This is a genomic window from Posidoniimonas corsicana (assembly GCF_007859765.1).
In the GTDB taxonomy this organism is placed as follows: Bacteria; Planctomycetota; Planctomycetia; order Pirellulales; family Lacipirellulaceae; genus Posidoniimonas; species Posidoniimonas corsicana.
Genome location: NZ_SIHJ01000001.1, coordinates 2,205,737 through 2,218,930 on the forward strand (window position 1 = coordinate 2,205,737; position 13,194 = coordinate 2,218,930).

Below are 13,194 nucleotides of genomic sequence, written 5' to 3' on the forward strand. Positions count from 1 at the left end.
GACTGGGCGGAGCGGGGCGTGCCCCCTAGAGTCTGAGCATGTCCGTTTCGCTCCTCGATCGTTGGGCTAACTGGATCGGTGACCGATCGCTCGAGCAGGCGATACAGGCCGAGCTCCGGCGGGGCGGGTTTGCGGTGCACGCCTCGAAGATTATCCGCCCCCGGCTGGTGGCCATCGAGCGTCCGGGCTGGGTGCAGGTCCACCGGTTCGAAGTCGAAACGCTTGATTCCGAGCGCCACGCCGTGCGGTTGTTTGGCGCGGTCCGCGACGACGGCCGGTCGGAGCGGCCCCGCGTGGTGCTGACACACGACCGGAACGAGCGTGACTCGCAGCTAGACGCCTGGTGCGAAGGGCTTATCCGTCGAGACTAGCGGTCGGAGAGGTGAGACCGCGGGGCGCCAAGCAACCCGGTGAGCGTCACGAACCGCAGGCCCTTCTGTTTGAGCTTTGGCAGCGCTTGTTCGAGTGCCTCGGCGGTGCGGAGGCCCCGCGATGGGCCGTCGTGCAGCACGATGATGTCCCCAGGGTGGGTGCGGGCCAGCAGGTAGTTGGCCAAGAATCGGCTCGACGCGATGTGTGAGTCCAGCGGGAACACGGACCCCAACACCAGCCGGCCCCCGTGAGTCTCGGCGGCCGCCACCATCGCTCCGTCGTAGAATCCGCCGCCCGGTCGGAGCCAGCGGACCTCGCCGAAACGACGCAGCCGCTCGCCGGACACGCGGATGTCTTCGCTGAACTCTGCTGGGCTCATCCGCCAGCCGCGTACGTCGGCGGTCTGGTGGTTTGCGATCTCGTGGCCCGCGGCCACGATGTCGGCTAGCAACGCCTCGTTGCCGTCGATCGAGTCCGATAAAACGAAGAACGTGGCTTGAACATCGTGGTTCGCCAGTACATCGAGGATGGCGGGGGTGGAGGTAGGGTCGACCGAGTCGTCGATCGTCAGGGCAACGGTCGGGCCGCCTGAGGGGTCGGCGTAGAAGGGCGTGCTGGGGGAGTTGAGCAGCCCGAGCAGCCATGCGGGCGGGAAGGTCGCCAGCAGCGGGACGCCCAGGGCGTAGGCCCCCGCGGCATTTGCCAGGCGGGCCCATCGCGGCCCCGCCGCGCCCAGGCCAGCCAGAGAAGCTACTAACGCAGCCTGCGTCAGCAATTCGACGCCCCAGAATCCGAGCCCGGGCCCCACCGGTATCCACCGCGACACTTGCGGCGACGATCGAAACCGCGGCCAATAGGGTTGCCCAGGTGGTCCCCACAGCGATACGCAGGCCAAGTGGCTTGCGGTGATTGCCATGGGGGCGGACCGTCGGCATAATCGCGTATGTGTTCGTCTGTTCACCTATTCGGTTGGGCCATTAACACGGAGTTCTCGACGATGATTCTACGAACGTTTGGTCTTTCGGTGGTTGTGTTCACGTCTTGGGTTGCGGGGGCGGCTTTCGCTCAGGGGCTGCCTCAGCCCGGTAAGGAGCACGAGTTGCTGAAGAAGGAGGTCGGGGAGTGGACCGCGGAGGCCACTGTCTGGATTGCGCCGGGCGTGGAGCCAATGAAGTCCACCGGCGCCGAGAGCAACAAGATGCTCGGCGGCTTTTGGCTGCTGAGCGACTTCAAGGGCGAATTCGGCGGCGTGCCCTTCACCGGACGCGGTCAGCTGGGCTTCGAGCCCGAAACGGGCAAGTATGTCACCACTTGGGTCGACTCGATGGTCCCCAGCCTGTTTGTTGCCCGCGGAGACTACGACGCCAAGTCCCGCACCCTGACGCTGCTCGGCGATGGGGTCGACATGAACACGGGCGCCAAGAAGCAGTACAAAGCGGTGTCCCGCTATGTGGATGACGACCACAAGGTTTTCACCATGTTCGAGGCCGAACCCGGCTCGGACGATTGGCGGAAGAGCATGGAGATGCGGTACACGCGGAAAGACTAGCGGCGGGGCGGTCGGTACAGCGCCAGCAACAAAAAAGCGGCGGTCCCCACGGGACCGCCGCTTAGTTTTTCTTCGTTGCTCGCGCTGTCGGCTGTTAGCCGTTGCGGCGACGCAGGCCGATCGCGGCCACGCCCAGCAGGGCGAGGGCGGCCGAGGCGGGCTCGGGGACCGGGTTGTAGGTTCCGATTGGGAAGGCGTTTGGCGCGACGTTCGTCGTCTTCCCGTCATTGGCGTCAACGCCGCTGTAGGTCCAGTCGTCCAGGACGAAGGTGCCAGCGACCGCTGCAGTGCCAGACTTGCGGTAGGCCCAGCCATCAAGGTAGTCCCAAGGCTGCCCTGTGCCGTCGACATCCAGTTCGCCGAAGGTGTCGCCTACGGTCGCGAAGGTACCGTCGTCGGCCGAGTCGAAGAACACCTCAAGGGCGTCGTCGCCATTGATTGACGCAGCGCCTCCGCTCGTCCCGTCAGCGGTGTCGAACACGAGCGACCCTGCGGGGATCTCGCCTGCGAAGTAAGAGGCGAATTCTGCGGTGCCCGAGACAATGTACATGAAATCTCCAGCAGACGCGGAACCGGCAAGCACGGATTCAAATCCGTCGCTTCCTCCGCCGTTGTTCGCGGCGCCCACTGCCCACCGGCTGAGGTCGGGGATGTCTTCTGCGGCGTAGAGTTCAACAACCTTTGGGATGCCACCAGGGAGGGGCCCATCGAACGCGCCGGTGATGATGAGGCTGAGGTGGTCTGCGTTTGCTTGGCCAGCAACCAGCAGGAGGGCGGCCGCGCAGAGCGACCGGAACAGGGACATCTTCATTAGAGCTTACTCCTTGGAGGTCGTACTTCGTCGGCAGCAGCCGACACGGAGAGGGAGATGCGGTGGTGGGACTTCAATGCCGGAATCAACAACAGCATCCTGCTGCCGACCTGGTACGCGCCTGCAACGTCGTATCCTAGCCAATAGGGCGGACGGTTGAAGGGTTTCCATCGCTTTTTCGCCGAAGCTTCACCCAGCGGTTGCCTCGGGTCGCCGTAGGTGTTGCGCGGCTGGCAGGCCCGTAGCGCGGAATTGGTCGCACCGTAAGTTCTGCTTGCATAGAGGTTTACTGCTGAAGTCGCGGCCAGTCGTACGAAAAACCCGCCGCGGGCAAAGTGCCCGCGGCGGGTTTGAATCGTCATCGGATTGGGGCGGCGGCGATCAGCTGCAGCCCATGCTGTTGCCGCAGTTGTGGCACAGGTAGCAGTTGCCGTTGCGGACCGTGATGCTGCCGCAGTTGTCGCAGCTCGGGGCGTCGACCTGGAACGTGGCGAACTGCTCGTTGCGATTCGCGGACTTGCCCATCGTGGCGCCCGCCCGTTCGAGCAAGGCGGTGTTCACCTCGTAGCCGACGCCGTTGGCGTGCCCGTTGGTCGCGCCGTTCCTTGGCGCGGACGCGGCGCCGGCGGCGGCGGACTCGCCGCCACCGGCCCCGGCCGTGGCTTCCTGCCGGTCATTGCGCCCAGCGGCCTTCGTGGCGCTGGGCTTGATCTCGGAGGTCTCGCCCTCGGAGCTCGACCCTTCCCCCTTGCCGCTGTCACCCGGCGCGAGCCCCAGCTGGGCCTCCTTGTAGCCCGGCAGGAACTGGATGCCGAGCCAGCGGAAGATGTAGTCGATCAGGCTCTTCGCGATGCGGATATCGGGGTTCTTGGTGTGGCCCTGCGGCTCGAACCGCATGTGGCTGAACTTCCGCACGTAGTCCTCCAGCGGCACGCCGTATTGCAGGCTCATCGACACCGACGTGCCGAACGCGTCCATCAGGCCGCCGATGGTGCTGCCCTCCTTGGCCATGGTGATGAACAGCTCACCGGGCCGGCCGTCCTCGAACATGCCGACCGTGATGTAGCCCTCGTGGCCCGCCACGCTGAACTTGTGCGTCTTGCTGTCGCGGGTGTCGGGCAGCCGCTCCCGGCGGGGCTTGGGCGTGGCGTTCTCTTCCTCCTGGGCCTTGCCGCTGTCCTTCTTGGTATTCAGCGGCTGGCTATCCTTGGAGCCGTCGCGGTAGATGGCCAACGCCTTGAGGCCGAGCTTCCACCCGTCGTGGTAGGCCATGGCGATCTCCTCGGGCGTGGTGTCCCGGGGCATGTTGACCGTCTTGCTGATGGCGCCGGACAGGAACGGCTGGGCCGCGGCCATCATCGTGACGTGCGCCCGCCAGGGGATGCTGCGGGTGCCGCCGGCCGGGGTGAACGCACAGTCGAAGACCGGCAGGTGCTCGTCCTTCAGGCCGGGCGCGCCCTCGATGGTGTCCATCTCCTCGATGTAGGCCACGATGGCGTCGATGGTGGGCTGGTCGTAGCCCAGGGTCTGCAGTGCGAGCGGCACGGTGCGGTTGATGATCTTCAGCATGCCGCCGCCGGCCAGCTGCTTGTACTTGACCAGGGCGATATCCGGCTCGATGCCGGTGGTGTCGCAGTCCATCATGAAGCTGATGGTCCCGGTCGGCGCCAGCACCGTGGCCTGGGCGTTGCGGAAGCCGTGGGCGGCGCCGGCGGCGTTGACGCGGTCCCAGGTCATGCGGGCCGACTGCACCAGGTAGTCGGGGCACGAGGGGTCGATCTGGTCGACCGCCTGGCGGTGCATCTGCATCACCCGCAGCATCGGCTCGGAGTTCTCCTCGTAGCGGTCAAACGGGCCGACCGCCTCGGCCAGCTCGGCGCTGGTCAGGTTGGCCATGCCGTGCATCAGCGAGGTGATTGCCCCGCAGGTGCCGCGTCCGATCTCCGAGTCGTACGGCTTGCCGCCGGACATCAGCAGGCTGCCCAGGTTGGAGTAGCCCAGGCCCAGCGGGCGGAACAGGTGGCTGTTGCGGGCGATCTCGGCCGTGGGGTAGCTGGCGTGGTCGACCAGGATCTCCTGCGCGATGAAGAACAGCCGGCACGCCGCCTGGAACCGGCGGCAATCGAACGAGCCGTCCTGCTGGCGGAACTTCATCAGGTTGATGCTCGCCAGGTTGCAGGCCGTGTCGTCGAGGAACATGTACTCGCTGCACGGGTTGGACGCGTTGATCCGGCCGCTGTTGGGGCACGTGTGCCACCGGTTTATGGTGGTGTCGTACTGCACGCCGGGGTCGCCGCAGTGCCACGCGCACTCGGCCATCCGGTCCATCACCTCGCGGGCCGGGTAGGTGGGGCCGTCGACGCGGTTGTCGGTCACGAAGCGGGTGGTCCACGGCTCGTCCTTCTCGAACGCGGTCATGAAGTCGTCCGTCAGGCGGACGCTCAGGTTCGCGTTCTGGAACATGACCGAGCTGTAGGCCTCGCCGTTGAAGTTCGACTCGTACTTGCCGCTGGCGATCAGGGTCTGGGCCTTCTGCTCCTCACGCCACTTGCACTCGATGAACTCCATCACGTCCGGGTGCCAGACCTTGATCGACTGCATCTTGGCGGCCCGGCGGGTCTTGCCGCCCGACTTCACCACCGCGGCCACCTGGTCGTAAACCCGCATGAAGCTGAGCGGGCCGGAGGGGGTGCCGCCGCCGGAAAGCTTCTCCCGCTTGCTGCGGAGCGTCGACAGGTCGGTGCCGGTGCCGCTGCCGAACTTGAAGAGCATGGCCTCGCTCTGGGCGAGGTGCATGATGCTCTCCATGTTGTCTTCGACGTGCTGGATGAAGCAGGCCGAGCCCTGGGGGAACTCGTACGGGTTCTCGGGCTGGACCACGTCGTCGACCTGCGGGTCCCACCGCCAGTTGCACTTGTCGCCCTTGATGCCGTACTGGTTGAAGAGGCCGACGTTGAACCACACCGGCGAGTTGAAGGCGCCGTGCTGGTGCAGGCAGAGCCACGACAGGTCGCGGTAGAACCGCTCGCCGTCTTCCTTGCTGGCGAAGTACCCATCCTCCAGGCCCCAGTCGGTGATGGTGCGCGTAACGCGGTGCACCAGCTGCTCGACGCTGTGCTCACGCTCGGGGGTGCCCACCTCGCCGTAGAAGTACTTGCTGCAGATGACGTTGGTGGCGAGCTGGCTCCAGAAGGTCGGCACGCGGCAGTTGTCCTGCTCGAACAGAACCTCGCCGTCTTCGCCCTTGATCTGGCTGGTGCGGGTCTGCCACTCGACCGTGTCGAACGGGCTGTCCGCGTCGGTGGGGCAGAACTCGGTGTCTATCTTCAGGCGTCCGTGGAAGGCCTTCTCGGCGGCCCGCTGGGAAGACGCGGAGGTTTCGGGGGGCGTCGACACGCCGGCGTGAGCAGTAGCCATGGCTACCTCCTGCATGGTCAAGGAAGAACGGGCATCCATACCAAAGAAGTGTACATGTTTACACTTCATGGGGCAGCTGTTTCGATCGGTGGTTCCGTCCGCTCGACTGCACCCATATGTTGGACCCATCGGGCCCAAACCCCGGAGAACCGGAGTCTAAATCACGACTTTAGCACAACATGTTGTAGGTGATGCCCTCATGGCTACAACACGTTGGGTCGCTGAGGGCCAAATCTTACTCCGTTCGAGGTGCTCGTCAACGCGCAATCTTGTATTTCCTAAGTTGCTAGCACACAACAGGTTGTGTCATTCCGTGAAGTGCTAGCAAAGCTGCCGTGAAGAGAGTGTGAAGGCCCTAAGTTGTTACATGGAAGGGGTTTGTGGAATTGCCGCGTTATTGGGCGCCGATCTGGTGCGTTCGAAAAAACTTTCGAGCGCTGTTGGCAGCGCAGTCCCCCGCCTTTGCCTAGCGTGAAACGGCGCGGCGCGATCGACGCCAAAGTCGGGGGGGGCTGGCATGGGGCCGACCGCGAACGTGGTGGTCTCACGCTCCCTCGGGGTGGCCAACCGGCGGCTGCGCGGACGTGGTTTGGGGGTGCTGGGTCGGGTTGGCAGACGCGAGAAGAGCGAACCTGACGCGGCCGCTCGCGATCTTGTGGAGATGCTGGCGCAGCCTTGCTTTGCGGACGACAAATAACCTTCGTACCGCCCTTGCGGCCATTGGGCTGGCGGCTATATTAGGCGATTCGCACGAGTTTGCGAACGTCGGGCTAGCGTAGCTCAATTGGCAGAGCAGCTGATTTGTAATCAGCAGGTTGTGGGTTCAAGTCCCTCCGCTAGCTCTTGCAAGCGAGGTCCGCTAGTCCGACGATTGCGACTGATGCGGATCGGTTTGCGGTAGGATCAGAAGCGTCTGCCGGCTGGCGGTTCGCGCGACGGTGGGTTACCGAAGCGGTCAAACGGGGCAGACTGTAAATCTGCTGGCTATGCCTTCGCAGGTTCGAATCCTGCACCCACCACTGATTCCTGGGCGGCTCCGCTTGGCTGGCGCCAAGGCGTCGCTTCACTTGGTGCTGGCGGCTTATTGCAGGCGAGCGCTGGGTGTGCCGCTAGCACGGCAAGGATGAGAGTCGGAGATTGCGGAGTTGAGGGTTCGGGTTGCGGATTGGCGTTGGGGTGCTGGCTCAATCCGATGGTCCGCAATCGTCAGTCCACAATCAGTTTGCGGGTGTAGCTCAATGGTAGAGCAACAGCCTTCCAAGCTGATGACGAGGGTTCGATTCCCTTCACCCGCTTTGAGGGCGGCCGGCGGCGTGGCGCCGGGCCTTGTTGGCTGCTGTAGCTCAGTTGGTAGAGCGCGTCCTTGGTAAGGACGAGGTCACGAGTTCAAGTCTCGTCAGCAGCTCTTCCTTGAAGTTCGGTTGGTATTTACTAACAACACAAACCCGTTCTCAATAGCAGAACACAGTTCCCGGAAGTTTAGCAGGGAGAAAAATGGCCAAGGACACCTTCGAGCGTACCAAGCCGCACGTGAACGTCGGCACTATCGGTCACATTGACCACGGCAAGACCACCACCACTGGCGCGATCCTCGCCGTGCAGTCGGAGAAGGGGCTCGCTAAGTTCAAGTCCTACGCGGACATCGCCAAGGGTGGCACCGTGCGTGACGAGACCAAGACCGTCACGATCGCGGCGGCTCACGTCGAGTACGAGACCGCCAATCGTCACTACGCTCACATCGACTGTCCGGGCCACGCGGACTTCATCAAGAACATGATCACCGGCGCCGCCCAGATGGACGGCGCGATCCTGGTGGTCTCCGCCCCGGACGGCCCGATGCCGCAGACCCGCGAGCACATCCTGCTCGCCCGCCAGGTTGGCGTGCCCAAGATCGTGGTCTACCTCAACAAGTGCGACCTGGTCGACGACGAGGAGCTGCTGGAGCTGGTTGAGCTGGAGGTCCGCGAGCTGCTGACCGCCAACGGCTTCCCCGGCGACGACGTGCCCGTGATCCACGGCAACTCGAAGGCCGCCATCGAGAACCCGGGCGACGCCGCCTCGGCCAAGTGCATTGACGAGCTGATGGAGGCCATCGACACCTACATCCCCGAGCCCGAGCGCGAGATCGACAAGCCGTTCATGATGGCTATCGAGGACGTGTTCTCGATCGAGGGTCGTGGCACCGTGGCCACCGGCCGTATCGAGCGCGGCACCGTCAAGGTGGGCGAGGAAGTGGAGATCGTTGGTCTCGCCGACGCCCCCACCAAGACAACCTGCACCGGTGTCGAGGCGTTCAACAAGACGATGGACCAGGGGCAGGCCGGCGAGAACGTCGGTTGCCTGCTGCGTGGCGTCAAGCGTGAAGAGATCCAGCGTGGCCAGGTGCTGGCCAAGCCGGGCAGCATCACGCCGCACACCAAGTTCGAGGGCGAGGTCTACGTCCTGAGCAAGGAAGAGGGCGGCCGCCACACGCCGTTCTTCAGCGGCTACCGCCCGCAGTTCTACTTCCGCACGACGGACGTCACCGGCACGGCCAACCTGATGGGCGACGCCGAGATGTGCATGCCCGGCGACAACACCAAGATCAGCGTCGAGCTGTCCAAGCCGATCGCCATGGACGACGGCGTCCGCTTCGCAATCCGCGAGGGCGGCAAGACGGTCGGTTCCGGTGTTGTGACCAAGATCGTCGAGTAGTTTTAAGAGTGAAAACGCGGTGAGCCGGACGGCGGGCCAGACCCGCCGCCCGCTTTCCGCTTTTCAAAGGGGCGTAGCTCAATTGGCAGAGCACCGGTTTCCAAAACCGGGGGTTGTGAGTTCGAGTCCCACCGCCCCTGCTAGCGAAGCGGCCCGCGAGCCCTGAAGCGGCGGGCCGGCTTGCAGGACTGACCAACGTTGCGGGGCGGAGTCGCCCCGGTAGAAGCGGAGCGGGCCCAGGGCGAGCAATCGCCCGGGCGTCCGGCCGCAGCACAGAGGCTCACAGGATCGTGACCGCATACCTTCATCAGCTGTTCTCGTTCGGGTTCTACAAGCGGACGCAGGGGAAAGTCGCCCGTCAGACGACCTTCTACGCGATCGCTGTGGCGGTGGCTATCGGCGCCTACTCGCTGATGAACTGGATGCAGGCCAACGGCTCGGACAACGCGGAGAAGCTGGCGGTGCCCGTTTCGGTGACGCTCTTCGCCCTCGGCGTGTGGGCCGCGTTCCGGCTGATCCAGCTGCCGTCGTTCGCCGACTTTTTGATCTCCGTCGAGGCGGAGATGAACAAGGTCACCTGGCCGAAGCGGGGCGAGCTGTGGCGGGCGTCGGTGGTGGTGATCCTGACCATCTTCGTGCTCGCCGCGCTGCTGTACCTGTACGACCTGGTCTGGCGGAACCTGTTGGATTTGTTGCTGTCGATTGGCGGCTAGACGCCGGCCGCCGGGGCCGGTTTGGCCGAAGTGAATCTCGTTTTCCAGTTGGTGAATCGTGGTAGAGGGTTCCGACAAGTCGACCGACGAAACCGCCGTCCCCGCGGACGAGGCGGCCGTCGATTCTGAGTCCCAGAACCCGTCGGAGGCCGAGCGCCCCGCCGAGCAGGAAGCGCCGGTCGAACCGGCCGCCGGCGAAGATCTCGACGCGCCAGAGGCCGCCGCCGAGGAGCCCGCCTACGACCCCGAAGCGGACGCCGATCTGGCCGCTGCCGAGGCCGCCATGGACGACGAGGAGCCGGTCGCGTCGCCGGCTGGCCCGCTTGAGCTGATCGAGGACGAGGGCGAAGATATCGCCCTCGACTGGTACATCCTCAAGGTGCAGAGCAACCGCGAGCGGTCGATCTCCGCGGCGCTGCAGCGGAAGGTTGCGATCGAGGGGCTGGACCGCTACTTCGGCGAGATCATGGTCCCGACCGAGAAGGTCACCGAGTTCAAGGCCGGCAAGAAAAAAATTGTCGAGCGGAAGATCTGGCCGGGCTACATCGCGGTGCAGATGCACGTCAACGACGACACTTGGTTCGCCATCCGCGAGACCTCTGGCATCGGCGACTTCACCGGGTCGGGCGGCAAGCCGACCCCGATGGCGCCGCAGGACATCGCCAAGATCCTGCACACCGAAGACGAGGAGACCGACGAGGCCCCCAAGCTGGCGATCCCGTTCAAGGAAGGGGACAAGGTCAAGGTCAAGGACGGCAATTTCGAGAGCTTCGAGGGCGAGGTCAGCAAGATCGACGACATCCACGGCAAGGTGACCGTGATGCTCAGCATCTTTGGGCGTCCGACCCCTGTCGAACTCGAATACTGGCAGGTCGAGGACCTGTAATCCCCTTGCCCCGCCCCGCCCAGGCGGCGTTCCGCGGCGGGCGGCAAGCCACACCACCACCCTTTCAAGACACTAGTCTCGAGCCATGGCCAAGCAGTTAGTCGGACAAGAGAAGTTCCAGATCCCCGGCGGGCAGGCGACCCCCGCCCCGCCTGTCGGCACCGCCCTCGGTAAGCACGGCGTCAACCTCGGCCAGTTCGTTCAGGCGTTCAACGACGCCACGAAGGACGCCGGCGGGATGATGATCCCGGTCGTGGTGAGCGTCTACAACGACCGCTCGTTCGAGTTCATCTGCAAGAGCCCCCCCGCGGCCGTGCTGCTCAAGAAGGCCGCCGGCATCGCCAAGGGTTCGGGCGTTCCGAACAAGACCAAGGTGGGCAAGGTCACGCAGGCCCAGCTGGAGGAGATCGCCACGACCAAGATGAACGACCTCAACGCCCGCGACGTCGAGCACGCGGCTCGGATGGTCGCCGGCACGGCCCGCAGCATGGGGCTAGTCGTCGAGGGCTAGTTCGGGCATACTTACGGGTCTGCCCTTGGCCGGGGCCGGCGAACAGGGGCGTTGCCTCCCGTCGATGGCCGACCGGAACCAATTACAAGCAGCCAACTTACGAAGGTGGGACGCGGGCCCAAGCCCGCGGCTTGGACCACACTTCCCGCAGTTTTGGGGTGAAGCAAAATGGCTAAACAGTCGAAGCGGTACCGCGCACTCTCCGCGGGCCAGAAGAAGAAGGAAGCCTTCCCGCTCGCTGAAGCGGTCAAGACCCTCAAGGGGTTCGACGGCACCAAGTTCGACCAGTCGGTCGAGATCTCGATGCGGCTGGGCATCGACCACACGCAGGCGGACCAGATCGTCCGCGGCTCGATTGTTCTGCCCCACGGCATCGGCAAGGAGCAGCGGGTGGTGGTCTTCGCCAAGGGCCCGCAGGCGACCGCCGCCAAGGATGCCGGCGCCGATGAGGTTGGCGACGACGATCTCGCCAAGAAGATCTTGGGTGGCTGGACGGACTTCGACGTCTGTATCGCCGCGCCGGACATGATGAAGGTGGTCGGCCCGCTCGGCCGGGTGCTCGGCCCCCGCGGCCTGATGCCCTCGCCCCGCGCCGGCACCGTGACGCCGGACGTCGCGACCGCCGTGTCTGAGTACAAGGCGGGCAAGGTTGAGTTCCGCAACGACAAGGGCGGCAACATCCACGCCCCGGTCGGCAAGCTCAGCTTCGAGTCCGACAAGCTTGGCGAGAACATCCAGGCGTTTGTCGACAAGATCCTCGGCCTGAAGCCCGCCGCCGTGAAGGGCGTGTACGTGAAGGGCGTCCACATCAGCGCGACGATGAGCCCGAGCGTGCGTCTCGCCGTTTAGCTTCCCGATCTTTGGTTATGGCCTGGGGGCTGCTCCCCCGGCCCCCTAACCCCAGACCCCCGGTCACTGTCATGAGTAAGTACGTCAAGCAACTAATGACCGACGAGCTGAAGAGCCGTTGGGAGGGCGTCAGCGACGCCCTGCTGGTGGATGTCAGCAAGCTCGAGGCGAACGACACCGTGGTGCTCCGCAGGCGTCTGCGTGAGAAGAGCATCAGTTTGATGGTCGTCAAGAACAGCCTGGCCCGTCGGGCCTCCGAAGGCACCTCGCTCGCCCCCGCGTTCGAGGGCGCCGAGGGGACGATGGCGGTGGTCTGGGGCGGCGAGGATATTGTCTCGCTGGCCAAGGAGATCACCGCGGTCAACGAGGACAAGGCCTTCGAGGACTTTGAGACCCGCGGCGGCGTGATGGAAGGCGCCAAGCTGTCGGCCGACGAGGTCAAGGCCGTCAGCAAGTGGCCCAGCCGTACCGAGCAGCTCAGCATGCTGATGGGTCAGATCCTGGGCCCGGGCATGACGCTCAACGCACAGCTGCTCGGCCCGGGCGCCAGCCTCGGCAGCCAGATCAAGCAGAAGGGCGAGGGCGACGAGTCCTAGGCCCCCCGCTTCCTCCGCTCAGGCCCCGCCCGCTCGGCGCCTGGGGCGGCGAGCGATCAAGAGGCGGGCAACACAGTCACACACGGTTTCGGCGCAGCCCTAGCAGCGATTGCCAGACCGGAAGTTTTTTCAGCGATCACCGACCCCCTGGGGAGGGGGTCACCCCTGCAGAAAGGCAAGGCAGAGACCATGAGTGAAGAAGCAGCCGTTTTGGAGTACTCCGACGCCACCAAGGAAATGGGCGACAAGATTGTCGGCCTGACCCTCAAGGAGGCCAAGGAGCTGAGCGACTACCTGAAGAACGAGCACGGCATCGAGCCGGCCGCTGGTGGCGGCGCGGTTGTCATGGCCGGCCCCGGCGACGCTGGTCCCGCCGCGGCTGCCGAAGAGCAGACCGAGTTCGATGTGGTCATGGAGAGCTTCGGCGACAAGAAGATCGGCGTGATCAAGGTCGTCCGTGGCATCACCGGTCTGGGCCTGAAGGAGGCCAAGGACCTGGTCGAGGGCGTCCCGAGCAAGGTCAAGGAAGGCGTTTCGAAGGAAGACGCCGAGAAGTTCAAGGCCGAACTGGAAGAAGCGGGCGCGACCGTGGCGATCAAGTAGCCACGCGGTTGCTGTTGTGCGGCCGCGGCCTCTTGGCACAGAATGTGCTTTGTGCGAAACTCTCGGGGTGGGTTATGCCCGCCCTGGGGGTGTGCAGCATGTGTGCTTGGAGGCGCGGCGGTGTGCACTCTACCGGGTGGCGGCTTCCGACGGCAGTCGGACAGCCCCGCTCGGCCCCAGCTTCTTCCCGCAC

General features: G+C 64.8%; 13 protein-coding genes and 5 tRNA genes. 14 read left to right on the forward strand and 4 right to left on the reverse strand.

The annotated features are described in order from the left end of the window. Positions 1-38 precede the first annotated feature (38 nt). Positions 39-371: a hypothetical protein gene (locus KOR34_RS08490; RefSeq protein ID WP_146563981.1), complete on the forward strand. Its 333-nt coding sequence runs from the start codon at positions 39-41 to the stop codon at positions 369-371. Here the strand turns inward: KOR34_RS08490 and KOR34_RS08495 are convergent. Continuing rightward, the gene (locus KOR34_RS08495; RefSeq protein ID WP_197531258.1) at positions 368-1,198 is read right to left on the reverse strand and encodes a polysaccharide deacetylase family protein; all 831 of its coding nucleotides are present in this window, start codon (positions 1,196-1,198) and stop codon (positions 368-370) included. The genes KOR34_RS08490 and KOR34_RS08495 overlap by 4 nt on opposite strands. Before the next feature lie 171 nt (positions 1,199-1,369). Between KOR34_RS08495 and KOR34_RS08500 the strand changes: the two genes are divergently transcribed. Beyond that, entirely contained in the window at positions 1,370-1,921 is a 552-nt protein-coding gene (locus KOR34_RS08500) for a DUF1579 domain-containing protein (RefSeq protein ID WP_197531259.1), read from the forward strand. 94 nt (positions 1,922-2,015) lie between these two features. On the opposite strand, the gene KOR34_RS08505 is transcribed toward KOR34_RS08500, so the two are convergent. The 3 genes from KOR34_RS08505 to KOR34_RS08515 are packed head-to-tail and all read right to left on the reverse strand — an operon-like array spanning position 2,016 to position 6,149. Then, positions 2,016-2,732 carry a PEP-CTERM sorting domain-containing protein gene (locus KOR34_RS08505; RefSeq protein WP_146563987.1) on the reverse strand — a complete coding sequence of 239 codons (717 nt, stop codon included), beginning with the start codon at positions 2,730-2,732 and terminating at the stop codon, positions 2,016-2,018. Continuing rightward, on the reverse strand, positions 2,732-3,094 hold the full coding sequence (locus KOR34_RS08510; protein WP_146563989.1) for a hypothetical protein: 363 nt from the start codon (positions 3,092-3,094) through the stop codon (positions 2,732-2,734). The genes KOR34_RS08505 and KOR34_RS08510 overlap by 1 nt, the downstream gene beginning before the upstream one ends. 19 nt (positions 3,095-3,113) lie before the next feature. Continuing rightward, a complete protein-coding gene (locus tag KOR34_RS08515; protein WP_228714547.1) occupies positions 3,114-6,149 on the reverse strand; it encodes a vitamin B12-dependent ribonucleotide reductase in 3,036 nt (1,011 codons plus the stop codon). Between the two features lie 769 nt (positions 6,150-6,918). Between KOR34_RS08515 and KOR34_RS08520 the strand changes: the two genes are divergently transcribed. The 12 genes from KOR34_RS08520 to rplL all read left to right on the forward strand — a co-directional run bounded on the left by KOR34_RS08520 (position 6,919) and on the right by rplL (position 13,001). Further along, a tRNA-Thr gene (locus tag KOR34_RS08520) sits at positions 6,919-6,991 on the forward strand. A gap of 95 nt (positions 6,992-7,086) precedes the next feature. Then, positions 7,087-7,168 (forward strand) — tRNA-Tyr (locus KOR34_RS08525). Between the two features lie 205 nt (positions 7,169-7,373). Beyond that, positions 7,374-7,444 (forward strand) — tRNA-Gly (locus KOR34_RS08530). Positions 7,445-7,481: 37 nt separating this feature from the next. After that, a tRNA-Thr gene (locus tag KOR34_RS08535) sits at positions 7,482-7,554 on the forward strand. Positions 7,555-7,643: 89 nt separating this feature from the next. After that, a complete protein-coding gene (gene tuf / locus KOR34_RS08540) occupies positions 7,644-8,843 on the forward strand; it encodes an elongation factor Tu (protein ID WP_146563993.1) in 1,200 nt (399 codons plus the stop codon). Positions 8,844-8,910: 67 nt separating this feature from the next. Then, a tRNA-Trp gene (locus KOR34_RS08545) sits at positions 8,911-8,983 on the forward strand. 150 nt (positions 8,984-9,133) lie between these two features. Beyond that, entirely contained in the window at positions 9,134-9,556 is a 423-nt protein-coding gene (gene secE, locus KOR34_RS08550; protein WP_146563995.1) for a preprotein translocase subunit SecE, read from the forward strand. A 58-nt stretch (positions 9,557-9,614) separates the two neighbouring features. Continuing rightward, the gene (gene nusG / locus KOR34_RS08555; protein WP_228714548.1) at positions 9,615-10,442 is read left to right on the forward strand and encodes a transcription termination/antitermination protein NusG; all 828 of its coding nucleotides are present in this window, start codon (positions 9,615-9,617) and stop codon (positions 10,440-10,442) included. 85 nt (positions 10,443-10,527) lie between these two features. Continuing rightward, entirely contained in the window at positions 10,528-10,953 is a 426-nt protein-coding gene (rplK, locus tag KOR34_RS08560; RefSeq protein ID WP_146563997.1) for a 50S ribosomal protein L11, read from the forward strand. A gap of 168 nt (positions 10,954-11,121) precedes the next feature. Then, positions 11,122-11,802 carry a 50S ribosomal protein L1 gene (gene rplA, locus KOR34_RS08565; RefSeq protein ID WP_146563999.1) on the forward strand — a complete coding sequence of 227 codons (681 nt, stop codon included), beginning with the start codon at positions 11,122-11,124 and terminating at the stop codon, positions 11,800-11,802. A gap of 71 nt (positions 11,803-11,873) precedes the next feature. Beyond that, a complete protein-coding gene (rplJ, locus tag KOR34_RS08570; protein WP_146564001.1) occupies positions 11,874-12,398 on the forward strand; it encodes a 50S ribosomal protein L10 in 525 nt (174 codons plus the stop codon). Positions 12,399-12,587: 189 nt separating this feature from the next. Further along, positions 12,588-13,001 carry a 50S ribosomal protein L7/L12 gene (rplL, locus tag KOR34_RS08575; RefSeq protein ID WP_146564003.1) on the forward strand — a complete coding sequence of 138 codons (414 nt, stop codon included), beginning with the start codon at positions 12,588-12,590 and terminating at the stop codon, positions 12,999-13,001. The last annotated feature ends 193 nt before the right edge of the window (positions 13,002-13,194 follow it).

Coding starts and splice junctions, on each gene's coding strand:
- rplJ (WP_146564001.1), top strand. CDS start 11,874: ATGAGTAAGTACGTCAAGCAACTAATGACCGACGAGCTGAAGAGCCGT.
- KOR34_RS08505 (WP_146563987.1), bottom strand. CDS start 2,732: ATGAAGATGTCCCTGTTCCGGTCGCTCTGCGCGGCCGCCCTCCTGCTG.
- rplL (WP_146564003.1), top strand. CDS start 12,588: ATGAGTGAAGAAGCAGCCGTTTTGGAGTACTCCGACGCCACCAAGGAA.
- tuf (WP_146563993.1), top strand. CDS start 7,644: ATGGCCAAGGACACCTTCGAGCGTACCAAGCCGCACGTGAACGTCGGC.
- rplA (WP_146563999.1), top strand. CDS start 11,122: ATGGCTAAACAGTCGAAGCGGTACCGCGCACTCTCCGCGGGCCAGAAG.
- KOR34_RS08515 (WP_228714547.1), bottom strand. CDS start 6,149: ATGGCTACTGCTCACGCCGGCGTGTCGACGCCCCCCGAAACCTCCGCG.
- KOR34_RS08500 (WP_197531259.1), top strand. CDS start 1,370: ATGATTCTACGAACGTTTGGTCTTTCGGTGGTTGTGTTCACGTCTTGG.
- rplK (WP_146563997.1), top strand. CDS start 10,528: ATGGCCAAGCAGTTAGTCGGACAAGAGAAGTTCCAGATCCCCGGCGGG.
- KOR34_RS08510 (WP_146563989.1), bottom strand. CDS start 3,094: ATGACGATTCAAACCCGCCGCGGGCACTTTGCCCGCGGCGGGTTTTTC.
- KOR34_RS08490 (WP_146563981.1), top strand. CDS start 39: ATGTCCGTTTCGCTCCTCGATCGTTGGGCTAACTGGATCGGTGACCGA.